Annotated in this window: 13 protein-coding genes and 1 rRNA gene; 7 read left to right on the plus strand and 7 right to left on the minus strand. The window is 68.9% G+C overall.

All coding sequences use genetic code 11. From position 1 onward, the window contains the following. Window positions 1-42: 42 nt before the first annotated feature. Window positions 43-2316, minus strand: coding sequence for a TOMM precursor leader peptide-binding protein (locus ACLJQ7_RS17145; protein WP_410649184.1), 2274 nt, complete (start codon window positions 2314-2316; stop codon window positions 43-45). A gap of 221 nt (window positions 2317-2537) precedes the next feature. Here ACLJQ7_RS17145 and ACLJQ7_RS17150 point away from each other — a divergent pair, with 221 nt between their 5' ends. The 4 genes from ACLJQ7_RS17150 (at window position 2538) to ACLJQ7_RS17165 (ending at window position 6130) form a co-directional block, all read left to right on the plus strand. After that, window positions 2538-3377: an AfsR/SARP family transcriptional regulator gene (locus ACLJQ7_RS17150; protein ID WP_410649185.1), complete on the plus strand. Its 840-nt coding sequence runs from the start codon at window positions 2538-2540 to the stop codon at window positions 3375-3377. A gap of 40 nt (window positions 3378-3417) precedes the next feature. Next, window positions 3418-4104 carry a winged helix-turn-helix transcriptional regulator gene (locus ACLJQ7_RS17155; RefSeq protein WP_410649186.1) on the plus strand — a complete coding sequence of 229 codons (687 nt, stop codon included), beginning with the start codon at window positions 3418-3420 and terminating at the stop codon, window positions 4102-4104. 116 nt (window positions 4105-4220) lie between these two features. After that, window positions 4221-4799, plus strand: coding sequence for a hypothetical protein (locus ACLJQ7_RS17160; RefSeq protein WP_410649187.1), 579 nt, complete (start codon window positions 4221-4223; stop codon window positions 4797-4799). Beyond that, entirely contained in the window at window positions 4796-6130 is a 1335-nt protein-coding gene (locus ACLJQ7_RS17165) for a copper resistance CopC/CopD family protein (protein ID WP_410649188.1), read from the plus strand. The genes ACLJQ7_RS17160 and ACLJQ7_RS17165 overlap by 4 nt, the downstream gene beginning before the upstream one ends. Here ACLJQ7_RS17165 and ACLJQ7_RS17170 read toward each other — a convergent pair whose 3' ends face one another. Next, complete coding sequence (locus tag ACLJQ7_RS17170; protein ID WP_410649189.1) at window positions 6131-6826, minus strand: maleylpyruvate isomerase family mycothiol-dependent enzyme; 696 nt, start codon at window positions 6824-6826, stop codon at window positions 6131-6133. Between the two features lie 212 nt (window positions 6827-7038). Between ACLJQ7_RS17170 and ACLJQ7_RS17175 the strand changes: the two genes are divergently transcribed. Beyond that, a complete protein-coding gene (locus ACLJQ7_RS17175; protein WP_410649190.1) occupies window positions 7039-7707 on the plus strand; it encodes a M protein in 669 nt (222 codons plus the stop codon). Here the strand turns inward: ACLJQ7_RS17175 and ACLJQ7_RS17180 are convergent. Continuing rightward, window positions 7704-8066, minus strand: a complete 363-nt coding sequence (locus tag ACLJQ7_RS17180) for a YciI family protein (RefSeq protein ID WP_410649191.1) — start codon at window positions 8064-8066, stop codon at window positions 7704-7706. The two genes, ACLJQ7_RS17175 and ACLJQ7_RS17180, sit on opposite strands and share 4 nt — an antisense overlap. A gap of 166 nt (window positions 8067-8232) precedes the next feature. Here ACLJQ7_RS17180 and ACLJQ7_RS17185 point away from each other — a divergent pair, with 166 nt between their 5' ends. Further along, window positions 8233-8514 carry a metal-sensitive transcriptional regulator gene (locus tag ACLJQ7_RS17185; RefSeq protein WP_007034631.1) on the plus strand — a complete coding sequence of 94 codons (282 nt, stop codon included), beginning with the start codon at window positions 8233-8235 and terminating at the stop codon, window positions 8512-8514. Here ACLJQ7_RS17185 and ACLJQ7_RS17190 read toward each other — a convergent pair whose 3' ends face one another. Genes ACLJQ7_RS17190 through ACLJQ7_RS17200 form a run of 3 tightly spaced genes read right to left on the minus strand, consistent with a single transcriptional unit; the run spans window position 8515 to window position 11077 of the window. Continuing rightward, a complete protein-coding gene (locus tag ACLJQ7_RS17190) occupies window positions 8515-10719 on the minus strand; it encodes a heavy metal translocating P-type ATPase (protein WP_410649192.1) in 2205 nt (734 codons plus the stop codon). Then, on the minus strand, window positions 10716-10874 hold the full coding sequence (locus ACLJQ7_RS17195; protein WP_378444000.1) for a hypothetical protein: 159 nt from the start codon (window positions 10872-10874) through the stop codon (window positions 10716-10718). The genes ACLJQ7_RS17190 and ACLJQ7_RS17195 overlap by 4 nt, the downstream gene beginning before the upstream one ends. Next, entirely contained in the window at window positions 10871-11077 is a 207-nt protein-coding gene (locus ACLJQ7_RS17200; protein WP_410649193.1) for a heavy-metal-associated domain-containing protein, read from the minus strand. The genes ACLJQ7_RS17195 and ACLJQ7_RS17200 overlap by 4 nt, the downstream gene beginning before the upstream one ends. A gap of 96 nt (window positions 11078-11173) precedes the next feature. On the opposite strand from ACLJQ7_RS17200, the gene cobF reads away from it, so the two are divergent. Continuing rightward, a complete protein-coding gene (gene cobF, locus ACLJQ7_RS17205; RefSeq protein ID WP_410649194.1) occupies window positions 11174-11938 on the plus strand; it encodes a precorrin-6A synthase (deacetylating) in 765 nt (254 codons plus the stop codon). Between the two features lie 429 nt (window positions 11939-12367). Here cobF and rrf read toward each other — a convergent pair. After that, a 5S ribosomal RNA gene (rrf, locus tag ACLJQ7_RS17210) occupies window positions 12368-12484 on the minus strand. Window positions 12485-12653 lie beyond the last annotated feature (169 nt).

Here is a 12653-nt window from a genome sequence, read left to right on the forward strand (position 1 = left end):
CCGCCGGGGGGATCTGTCGTCAACTGTTGCTCCAGCTTTGCTCTACAAGAACATGGGGAAGGGATTCAGCCGCTCGTAAGGAGTCGGTTCGGCGAGCCTGCCCAGGCGCACCGGCACGTCGAACAGCCGTCCGGGGGCGAAGCGGCTCCAGAACGGACGCAGCCCCGGCACGACCACCCGGACCACCGGGAGGTCGATGTCGGGTCTCGTCTGGTCCAGCACCAGCGTCTCCATTCCCAGCACGGAAAGCCTGCGTACCAAGCACTCCACGTCGTCACGGACATCGGGACGACGGACGAACTTGAAGTCCGCGGCCCGTTTCGCCGACCGGCCGGGCGCCGGCCGCAGATACGGCTGGTTCGCGACCGTCGCGTACCGCAGCCACCGCGCCGCGTCGGGATCGTCGAGCTCGACGTCGTTCGCGAGCACCGCCGGGATCAGCTGGTTGAGCTCGCTGACCGCCCGCCGCAGCGCCGTCCTGGGATCCAGGTGGGCACCGAAGCCCATCATGACGTTTTCGCGCGGCCCGACGATACTCCTGGACAGCGCGACCATCACCGGAACACCGAGGTCCGCCGTCAGGTCGAGGACCCACAGTTCCCGGCCTGCCCGCGCGTACTGGCCGACCATCTCCTCGGCCCACGGGTCGTCGAACGAAGCGATGTCGACGCCGGGAACGGGAAGCCGGTTGTACCACCACAACGCGACGGCGTCGCGTTCGACGAGTTCGAGCAGTCCCTGCAGGATCGCGTCCTCGATGCTGCTCCCGGCCGCGCAGCCGTTGGAGTCCGCGCGCACCCCGGTGAGCCCGCACTCCCACGGCACGCCGTAATACAGGTGCGCGGTCGGCATCAGCTTCCGGCGCTGCTGCGAGAGCGACCACAACGGTGTCCAGTCGATGGCGGCTTCGGGGTCGAACCGATCCGGGACGTACTGGAAGGTGGAGTGTGCGGCGTTCCACTCGACGCGGCCGTCGTATTGGCGCTCGTCGAAGAGCATGCACGAGTTCGGATGGACGGCGTCGTCGCCGAGCGCGCGGAAGGTGTCGCGGATCCGCAGTTCGTCACCCTGGTAGTTCGCCGAGAACCGCTCGATCGCCTCGCACAGCGCGCCGACCTCGGCGTCGATCGGGCTCGCGCCCTTGCCGCCGTTCTCCCCGCGCAGCCCCGCCTGCAACCCCGCCTCACCGCGCACGCGGCGCGCGACGTTCCCCCCGGACTGGTACGCGTTCACGAACGCCGGCGCCCGCGGGTCGCGCGAGATCTCCTTGACGATCCCGGTGACCGGGCTGACCAGGTGGCGGTAGCGGTCGAGCACCTCGACCGGGGTGAGGGTCCGATGCCCGCCCCCGCCCGACGTCGCCTTCTTGGCCTCCCGCAGCACCACCGGTTCGGCCGTCCGCGCGGCGACGATCCCCTCGTCACCGCATTCGGGACACTGGGGACGGCGCCGCAGTTCGTGCAGGCGCCCCTGGAGGTCGAGGGTGTCCAGGATCCACACGGCCTGCTGCCCCGGATAGCGGTGTCCCGCCAGCCATTTGGACGCTTCGAGGGAGATCAGGTGCGACGCGGCCGCGGTCAGCGGCGGCACGGCGGGCATCGGGAACGAGGCGGGACCGTCGTGCCCGAGGACCTCCTGCACGCAGGCCTCGGCGTGCCGGTGCCCCCACAACCGGTTCGTCAGGCAGTGCCAGCAGCCGGACCGGCCGGGCTGCATGATCGGGCCGATCCACACCTGCGAACCCGACGGCCTGGCCAGCAGCCACGGCCGCCCGGTACGCCGGTGTTCGGCGTCGATCTCCGCCAGGCGTGGGTCGAGGTAGTCGTCGCACAGCACGATGGCCAGTTCGGAAGCCGTGTCGACCACTTCGATCCCGCTCGCGGCCAGCCCGCTCGCCACCTGCGAGGTGTCGATGCCACTGCCGATCGCGGTCAGGCTCGCCGTCGCCGGCTTCTGACGGCTGGCCACCGCGGAGGAGTCGAGACCGCACGCGTCCCAGTACGCGAGCGCCCGTTCGTCCCCGCTGATCTCGTCCGGGACGTGGATGGTCACCAGACCCGCTTCGACCAGCCTGGCCAGCACACCGGTGACCTGTTCGGCGTTCATCCCGTCCGGGCGGGCGGCCAGGAGTCCGTCGAGGTCGCGGGTGCCGTCGAGCAGGGCCGCCACCGACGCGACCTGCGCGCCGCGTATCGCGATGACCCCTTGTTCCGAAAACAGATAGGCGCCGGTCCCCTCGCGGATCTCCACGCGCAGATGCCGTTTGAACCCCAGGCCACCGCTGATCGGGCGGGACGTGGACGATGCCTCGCGCATGTGGACCCCCAGTAGGTCGGTTCGATTCTCGAATCCTGCTCGGCCGCCTCCGCCCCGGCCAGTGCGCGATTCATGCGTCGCACATGAAAAACCCACGTTCCTCCGGGACACACGCACGCGGCAGCTGGTGGACCACTCACTGGCCCGTGACGGGCCGCTCTGCCACTGTCGAAGTACTGGGAATCAGGTCTCGACGCGTATCGAGCTGGAGGGCGCTTGCGATGTACACCGGATCACGAGTAGCGGACACGCACCACGGCTCGGCACCCAACCCGATTCCGGTCACGCCCGCAAGTCCCGTCCGTTTCACCCTCCTCGGCCCGCTCGAACTCGTGCGGGACGGGATCGACTACGCGCCGACGACACCGAAGCTGCTTCAGGTGCTCGCCATGCTGGTGATGAGCCCCGGGAAGATCGTGCCCATCGACGCGATCGTGCAGGAACTGTGGGCCGACGACCCGCCGCGCAGTGTCCGCACCACCATGCACACCTACGTCTACCAGCTGCGCAAGTGCATCGAGGAGAACGAGCTCGCCCCGTACGGTGAGACCATGCTGGCGACGAAACCGCCGGGGTACGTGTTCCGGATCGCCCCCGAGCAGGTGGACGTCTTCGAGTTCCACGAGCTGCAGCAGCGGGGCCGGGAACTGCAACTGCGGGGCGAGCACACCGATGCGGCGAAGGCCTTCCGCTCCGCGCTCGCCCTGTGGTCGGGGCCGCCGCTCGCGAACGTCCATTGTGGACCGGTGTTGTCGGCGTACTCGGTCGACCTCGTCGAACAGCGGCGCAGCACCCTGCATCTGCGGATCGAGGCGGACATCGCGGCCGGGATGCGGCACGAGCTGATCGGCGAACTGCGTTCCCTGGTCGCCGCGAATCCGCTGGACGAAGCCCTGCACGGGCAGCTGATCCGCGTGCTCGGCCGCAGCGGGCGGCGTTCCGACGCGCTCGCCACGTACCGTCAGGTGCGGACTCGGCTCAACTACGAACTGGGCGTCGAACCCTGTGACGAACTGCAGGTACTGCACCACGGCCTGCTTTCCGAGGGTGAACCCGCGTGAACACCATTCCCGGCACGGAAACGAAAGTGAGGATCGACGGATGAGCATTCGTACCTATGGGCAGTTCTGCGGTCTGGCCAGGGCGCTGGAGATCATCGGCGAACGCTGGTCGCTGCTGATCGTCCGTGACCTCGTCCTCGGCCCGAAGCGGTTCACCGAGCTGCAGTCGGGCCTGCCCAAGATCCCGCCGAGCACACTCTCCGCGCGGCTCAACGAACTCGAGCAGTCCGGGGTGCTCCGCCGCCGCCTGCTCCCCCAGCTCGACGCCGCGGTGGTCTACGAACTCACCGAGTACGGCAGCGAACTCGACCAGATCGTGCTGGACCTCGGCCTCTGGGGCGCCCGGTCGCTCGGGCAGCCCTCCGCCGAGGACGTCTTCACCCTGGACTCGGCGATCCTCTCGCTCTACACGACCTTCCGGAGCGAAAAGGCCAAGGGCGTCCAGGTCACCTACGAACTGCGCTACCCGGGCGAGATGATCCTGCACGCGATCGTCGAGGACGGCGCGCTCAAGGTCGCGGAGGGCGCGCACCCCGGCGCCGACGCGGTCATCGAACCGCTGGGCCCGTTCCTCAAGGACATCCTGACCGGTGACCTCACCGCCGCCGACGCGACGCGAACCGGCAAGATCCGCCTCGAAGGCGCGTTCGAACACCTCGAACTGTTCGCGGAATTGTTCCACATTCCCGCGGCTCCCAAAGTGACCGAAGGAATCGTCGTCCGCTGAGCCATACGGCGTAATACCGCAGGTCGGATCAGCAATCCGGAGTAACGGAAACCTCCGGATCGCAGGCTATTGTCAAGATCCGTCACCGGTCGGTCTTTTCGTCATAGGAGCCCTGCATGGCCACACTTGATTCGCGTCGCCCGGGTATGCTCGCCGCGCTCAACGGGAAATACCACCGCGCGGCGCTCGCCGTCTTCGCGGTGGTAGTGGTGGCCCACTGGGCGGAGCACCTGGTACAGGCGTTCCAGATCTACGCGCTCGGCTGGAAGACCGCGGACGCCCGCGGCGTGCTCGGGATCCCCTTCCCGGCACTGATCAGCTCCGAATGGCTGCACTACGGGTACGCCATCGTCATGCTGGTCGCGCTGTTCGCCCTGCGCAAAGGTTTCGCCGGCCGTTCGCGGCAGTGGTGGAACCTGGCGCTGGGGCTGCAGTTCTGGCACCACATCGAACATCTGCTCCTGCTGATCCAGGCGCAGACCGGCTGGCGCCTCGGCGGCGGCACCGCGCCGAGCAGCGTCATCCAGCTGTTCATCCCGCGCGTGGAACTGCACCTGTTCTACAACACGATCGTCACCATACCGATGATCATCGCGATGCTCGTGCACCGGAAGGCCACCGCCGCCGAGTGGGAGCTGACCGGGTGCACGTGCTCGCCCGAGAGCCGGCGCGAGCTGGCGACCGCGGCGTCGTGACCAGGAGGCTCTTCGCGCTACTGGCGGCGCTGGCGGCGTGGTTCGGGGTCGCGGTGCTCACCGCGGCCCCGGCCTCGGCCCACGTCGAACTCCTTTCTTCGAACCCCGCCGACGGTGCCCGGCTCACCTCGGCCCCCGCCCGGGTCTCGCTCACCCTGTCGGAGAACATCGGCATCCAGCCGAACTCGATCAAGGTAGTCGACACCCACGGCACCGACGTGGTGGCCGGCCCGGTGTTCCAACCGGGCGAAGTCGCCGAAGAGGTCGCCGTCGAACTCGAACCCGACCTTCCGGACGGCAGCTATCTCGTCGAGTACGCCTTCGTCTCGACCGATTCGCATCCGGTGCGCGGCACGATCGCCTTCGTGATCGGCACCGGTCCCTTGATCACGTCGGCGGGCGCGGTGTCCGCCTCCACCGGGACCGATCCGGTGACCGACGCGCTGTTCACCACCTTCCGCTGGGGCTCCTTCGGTGGTGTCGCGTTGCTGGGCGGGCTGGTGTTCCTGCTGGTCTGCCGCCCGGAGGGCCGCACCGATCCGTCGGCGCGGAAGCTGATCACCACGGGTCTGTGGCTCTCGGGGGTCACGGCCGTGGCCGGTTTCCTGCTGCAAGGCCCCTACGTCGCCGGCCGCGGCGCGGGCGCGATCTTCGACCCGGCGCTGATCGAGGCGACCCTGCGGGTGGCGTACGGGAAGCTCCTGCTCCTGCGCCTGGCCGCGATCGTCGCGCTCGTCGTGATCGTGCGACGGCTGCTCGCGGGTGACCTGCCGGATCGGCTGCGCTCGCGCTACGAGAACCTCGGCATCGCCGCCGGGTTCGTCGTGATGCTGAGTTTCTCCGCGACCGGGCACGCGGTGGCCGACAAGATCATGTTCCTCTCGGTCAGCGCCGACCTGGCGCATTTCGGCGCGATGGCCGTCTGGGTCGGCGGGCTGATCCAGCTCGCCGTGCTCCTGCGCGGCCGGTATTCGGCGTCCGAGGCCGAGCCGGCGCTGGCCCGGTTCCACCCGATCGCCACCCGGTCGATCGTGATCATGGTGGTCAGCGGCGCCTACCTCGGCTTCCGGCTCGTGCCGTCGGTGGAAGCGCTCTGGACGTCGGCCTACGGCATCCTCTTCCTGGTGAAGCTGGCCGGGTTCGCCGCGTTGCTGCTGGTGGCGAACGTGAGCCGCAACGCCGTGCGACGCGGGATCGCCGGGCGCGGCGGCACCGGTGTGGTGACCGCCGACCTGCGGAAACTGCGGATCAGTGTCGGGGTCGAGGTGCTGATCGTGGCCGTGGTGCTCGCGCTGGCCGCGGCGCTGTCCTCGATGTCCCCGACCGGCTGATCACCGTTCGATCTCCGCTTCCGGCGGAGCGAACGGTCCCCAGGTGAAGGCCCGGAGCCACGGCTCGGGATCGCCGAGCCAGTCCATGGCGGCGATCTGGGCCGGGCTCCGGCGCCCGGCGAGCGAGCGGTAAAGATCCACGGGCGCGCCCGAGAGCACCGCGGCGACCGGTTCGGTACCGGCGATCCACGTCGCGCCCTCGGTCTCGATCCGCATCCCGGGCAGTCCGTGCCTGCCCAGCGAGTCGCCGAGGCCGCGGACGAGGACCTCGAACGCCCGCAGCCAGGCGGCGTGCGCCCCGGGCGGCGGGACGCCGAGCGCGTACCGGAGATCGAGTTCGTGGGTGAAGGCGTCCATCACCATGATGTCACCTCGGCCCTTCCCGTCGCCGTCGGCGGCGAGGAGCGTGTCGGCCTCGGGACCGCGTTCGAGCCAGAGCTTCAGCACTTCGGCGGCCGACGCCGTCTCCGGTACCGGGCAGGCCTCGCCGCCGAACCGGGTGATCACCCGGTCGCAGATCTCGGCCAAGTGCGCGAGCAGCTCACGCACAGTCCACTGTGGACATGCCGGGACGACCCGGTCGGCGGCGCCCGCGTGATCGGCGAGCAAGATCGCGAAGTTCTCTCTGACCTGCCGATACCCTTCGGCCGCTGTCGCCGTATTCCAGCCAGGGACCCGAATTCGGCTGCTCGTCACGCGGCCACCTCCAGTAGGGGTAAGCGATGGTCGTCCATTCTCCCATCGCCTCGGAGCTTCACCCTTCCTCCCGCTTGCGCGTACCGTTCAACGCATAGACCACCCACCAGTGGCGCGTGTCGCCGAGGCTTCAGGCACACTGGTCGGTGAAAGCCCCGTGTGGCAAGAGAAAGCGCCCAATGGCGACACATCGACCACTGTGGAGGTGACCAATGGAGATGCCCGGCTTCGATCTGGCGTGGCGTGGTTTCGATCGCGCTCAGGTCCGGGAATTCGTTCGCGAGGTGGAAGCCGAACTACGACGGGTGGAAGCCGAACGCGACGAAGCGCTCCGCCGCGGGGACGCGCTCGCCGCCGAACTCACCGCCGCGCGAGAAGGCAATCGCGATCTGAAGGCCACGGTCGACCGGATCAGCCGGGTGCCGATCGCGCCGGACGCGTTGCAGGAGCGCTCGCGCCGCATGCTCGAACTCACCCGCGAAGAAGCCGACGACATCACCGCGCGTGCCGCCGAAGAGGCCGCCAAGGCCGAGGCGGAACGGAAGCGGATCACCGAAGACTTCGAGCGCGCCATGACGGTGCGCCGCGCGGAGGCGATGCGCGCGCTCGCCGCACGGGACGAAGCCGCGCAGGCCAGAGCGCGAAAACTGCTCGACGACGCCGCCGAAGAGAGCGAGCGCCTGGTCGCCGAGGCGCGGCAGGAGGCCGACGTGGCCCTCCGCCTGCGCGATGACGTGCTGAAACAGCTGGTCGGCTGCCGCGAACTGCTCACCGAGGCCGGCTCGGTACTGGCGGTGCCCGACTCACCGAGACCGGAAGTGCCCGTTCAGCGCCGGAGCAGGCCCGAAGCCCGCACCGGCACCGAAGCGGCCGCGACCTAGGCGGGGTCGCCAGAGGAGAACACCACGGGCCGGATCTCCATCGCGTTGACATGCGCGTCCGGGATCTGGCCCGCGATCTCGATCGCACGCTCCTTGCTGTCGCATTCGACCAGGTAGAAGCCGGCCAGGTACTCCTTCGACTCCGCGAACGGGCCGTCGGTGACCACCGGGACGCCGTCACGCACCCGCACCACCGTGCTCTCCTTGGGCTCCCCCAGCGCCTGCGTCCCCAGCAGTTCGCCGCTCTCGGTGAGCTTCTTCATGAAAGGGTCGATGCGGGCGACCACCTCGTTGCGCTCCTCCTCGGGGAGGGCGTCCCAGGCGGCGGGGTTCATGGTGATCATGATCATGTACTTCATCGGTGTTCCTCCTGGTCGTCCGGCCGGTGCCCGGCCACTCACGCAGGAGTCGGAGCCGCCGGATCGTCCTCGACATCCTGGCACCCGGAAATTCGACCCGCCCGGGCACATACGTGGGGAGGGTATACTGATCGGTGACAGGGAACGACGAGAGAACGGGTGCGGAATGACGGGCTACGGCACCGAGCGGGAGGCCTATCTCAAGCGCCTGCGCCGGATCGAAGGGCAGATCCGCGGATTGCAGCGGATGGTCGAGGAGGACAAGTACTGCATCGACATCCTGACGCAGGTGTCCGCGGCCACGAAGGCGCTGCAGTCGTTCTCCCTCGAACTGCTGGACGAGCACCTCGCCACCTGCGTGGTCCACGCGGCCGCCGCGGGCGGTGAAGAGGCCGACCTCAAGGTCCGGGAGGCGTCCGACGCCATCGCCCGGCTGGTCCGGTCCTGATCAGGCGTTCCCGCGGAACCGGCGTAACCGCAGGCTGTTGGTGACGACGAACACCGAGGAGAACGCCATCGCGGCCCCGGCGATCATGGGGTTGAGCAGGCCGAGGGCGGCCAGGGGCAGCGCGGCGACGTTGTAGGCGAACGCCCAGAACAGGTTGCCCTTGATCGTGCCGAGTGTGCGGCGCGAAAGCCGGATGGCGTCCGCGGCCGCGCGCAGGTCGCCGCGCACCAGGGTCAGGTCGCCTGCCTCGATCGCGGCGTCCGTCCCGGTCCCCATCGAGAGACCGAGGTCGGCCTGCGCGAGCGCGGCCGCGTCGTTGACGCCGTCGCCGACCATGGCGACCACGCGGCCTTCGGCCTGCAGCCGCTTGACGACGTCGACCTTGTCGGCGGGCAGAACCTCCGCGATCACCTCGTCGATCCCCACTTCGGCGGCGACGGCCTTCGCGGAACCGGTGTTGTCGCCGGTCAGCAGGACCGGGCGGAGCCCGAGCGCGTTCAGCTCCGCCACGGCCTTGGCCGAAGTCGGCTTGACCGTGTCGGCGACGACGACCACACCGCGCGTCTCGCCATCCCAGGCGACGACGACCGCGGTGGCGCCACGTTCCTCCGCGGCCACCCTGACCTGGGAATACTCGACGCCGACAGCGATGCCGTGGCGCTCGAGGAGCGCGGGCCGCCCGGCCAGGACGGTCTTGCCCTCGACCTCACCGAGGACACCCAGGCCCTCGACGTTGCGGAATCCGTCGACCGGCGGCAGTTCGCCCAGGCGCTCTTCGGCGGCCGCGACGATCGCGCGGGCGATCGGATGCTCGGAAGCGTGCTCGACCGCCGCGGCCAGCCGCAACACCTCGGTCTCGTCGGCGCCGAACAGGTCGGTGAGGCTCATCTTCCCGGCGGTCACCGTGCCGGTCTTGTCCAGGACGACGGTGTCGACCGCACGAGTGGACTCGAGCACTTCCGGTCCCTTGATGAGGATGCCCAGCTGCGCGCCACGACCGGTACCGACCAGCAGCGCCGTCGGCGTGGCCAGCCCCAGTGCGCACGGGCAAGCGATGATCAGGACCGCGACAGCGGCGGTGAAGGCCGCGTCGGCCCCGCTGCCCGCTCCGAGCCAGAAGCCGAGGGTGCCGACCGCGAGCGCGATCACCACCGGGACGAACACAGCCGACACCCGGTCGGCGAGCCGCTGGACCCGCGCCTTGCCGTTCTGCGCGTCCTCGACGAGCCGTGCCATCTGCGCGAGCCGCGTGTCGGCGCCGATCCGGGTGGCGCGGACGACGAGCCGTCCACTCGCGTTGACCGTCCCGCCGACGACGGCGTCTCCGCTGGTCACCTCGACCGGGACGGCTTCACCCGTCAGCATGCTCAAGTCGACGGCCGATCCCCCGGCGGTCACGACACCGTCGGTGGCGATCTTCTCCCCCGGCCGCACGACGAACTCGTCACCCGTCTTCAACGTGCCGATCGGGACACGGCTCTCGGCGCCGTCCTTCAGTAGCGCGACATCCTTCGCACCGAGTTCGAGCAACGCCCGCAGCGCGGCGCCGGAGCGGCGCTTGGACCGGGCCTCGAAGTAGCGGCCGGCCAGGAGGAACGTGGTCACCCCGGCGGCGACCTCGAGGTAGACGTTGCCCGCGCCGGACCCGCGCTGCATCGTCAACTCGAAGCCGTGCCGCATGCCGGGTACCCCGGCGGTGCCGAACAACAGGGCGTACAGCGACCAGAGCGTGGCGGCGACGACGCCGAGTGAGATGAGGGTGTCCATGGTGGCGGCGCCATGGCGGAGGTTCGTCCAGGCCGGGCGGTGGAACGGCCACGCGCCCCAGGTGACGACCGGCGCGGCCAACGCCAGCGAGACCCACTGCCAGTAGGTGAACTGCCAGGCCGGGACCATCGCCAGCACGATCACCGGCACGGCGAGCACGGCCGAAACGACGAGACGCGTACGAAGCGCGCCCGTCTGGTCTTCGTCTTCGTCGGGCTTGGGCGGCTGGGCCGTGTAGCCGGCGGACTCGACGACACCGACGAGTTCTTCGACCGAGAGCGCGGCGGGGAAGTCGACCTGCGCCTTCTCGGTGGCGTAATTGACCGTGGCGGAGACGCCGTCGACCTTGTTCAGTTTGCGTTCGACCCGCGCGGCGCAGGACGCGCAGGTCATCCCGCCGATGGCCAGTTCGACCCGCTGGGAAGTCGCGGCGCTCACGGCGTACCTCCCGGATGGTGCCCGTGATGCTCGCTGGTCGGCGCCGGCGCGGGCGGCTCGTCCAGCGGCCCGACGGCGGAACCGATCGCCCAGGCGACGGCGAACACCGCGACCAGGGCCGCGGCGAACGCCGACACCTTGACGGCGGTGCTCACGAGACGAGCTGGTAACCGGCCTCGGTGACGGCCGCGTCGACGGTTTGGACGTCCAAGGGCGAGTCGCTGGTGACGGTGACCTTGCCGCTGGCGACGTCCACGTTCACGGCGCTGACGCCCGCGATCCCGCTGACCTCCTCGGTGACGGAGGAGGCGCAGTGCCCGCAGGACATGCCCTTGACGGTGTAGGTGGTCTCGGCCATCGGTACGAACTCCTCTACAGGACAGGTGGAGCGATCACTTCCTTTATACCCCGTGGGGGTAGGGGTTTGCACAGAGGGTGCGGGCACACTGCGGAAATGAGGAAGATCTCCGCCATCGGCATCGGCGCCGGCGACCCGGAACACCTGACCGTCCAGGCCGTCCGGCGGCTCAACGAGACCGATGTGTTCTTCGTCCTCGACAAGGGCTCGGAGAAGCAGGACCTGACGGCGCTGCGCCAGGAGATCCTCGACCGGTTCGTCGAACGGCCCGGCTACCGCGTCGTCCGGGCACCGGACCCCGAACGCGACCGTACTCCGGACGACTACCGGAAGGCCGTCGCCGACTGGCACCAGCTCCGGACCGACGTCTACGAGAACATGATCGCTTCCCTGGGTCCCGACGAGCGGGGCGCGTTCCTCGTCTGGGGCGACCCCGCGCTCTACGACTCGACCCTGACACTGCTGGACGCCGTGCAGGCCAGGGGGAACGTCGAGTTCGAGTACGACGTCATTCCCGGGGTCAGCAGTGTGGCCGCGCTGACTTCCCGGCACCGGATCACGATGAACCAGATCGGCCGCCCGGTCCTGATCACGACCGGCCGTCGCCTGGAGGCCGGCTGGCCCGCGGACGTCGACGACGTTTTCGTCATGCTGGACGCGAACTGCACCTTCTCGCAGTTCGCCGGCACGGGCCTGGAGATCTACTGGGGCGCGTACCTCGGGACGCCCGACGAGCTGCTGCTCTCCGGCCCCCTGTCCGCCACTCTCGCCGCGGAAATCCGCACCGTCCGCACCTCCGCCCGCTCCCGAAAGGGCTGGATCATGGACATCTACCACCTACGCCGCCCGACCCGCCCCTGACTCCTCCCGCTACCCCTCACGCCCCCGCACCTCACCCCACCCCGCACCTCACCCCGGCCCCTCACGGGGATGCCCACCTCGCCCCTCGCGTGCCTCACCCCGTCACACGCGTGTCCACACCCGTCATTCGCGTGTCTGGCGACGTCATTCGCGTGATCAGGTGGACGACACGCGTGTTTGTGTGGACGGCACACGTGATCAGATGGACGACAAGGCGCACGGCCCCGGGCAACATCGTGTCGTCCGTCTGATCACGTGTGTCGTCCATCTGATCACGCGAGTGGCGTTTCTGATCACGTGAGTTACGGGTTCCGTCACGCGAGATACGGGTGTCCGTCACGGGTGTGCCGGGAGGCAGACATGAAAAGAAGGCCCAGGTCGGGAGAACTCTGGGGTTCTCGACCGACCTGGGCCTTCTTTTTAATGTTAGTCCGGCGGTGTCCTACTCTCCCACAACCCTTCGGTTGCAGTACCATCGGCGCTGTCAGGCTTAGCTTCCGGGTTCGGAATGGGACCGGGCGTTTCCCTGACGCTATAACCACCGAAACACTGTGAAACACCCACACACGCTCACATCTATGTGTGGTTGTGTGGTGTTTCAGAGCTGTAGAGTGGATGCGTAACATCTTTGTGGGCAAGTCCTCGGCCTATTAGTACCAGTCAACTCGACAACACATTACTGTGCTTCCATTTCTGGCCTATCAACCCAATGGTC

The organism is Amycolatopsis sp. cmx-4-54, from assembly GCF_046548895.1.
GTDB lineage: Bacteria > Actinomycetota > Actinomycetes > Mycobacteriales > Pseudonocardiaceae > Amycolatopsis.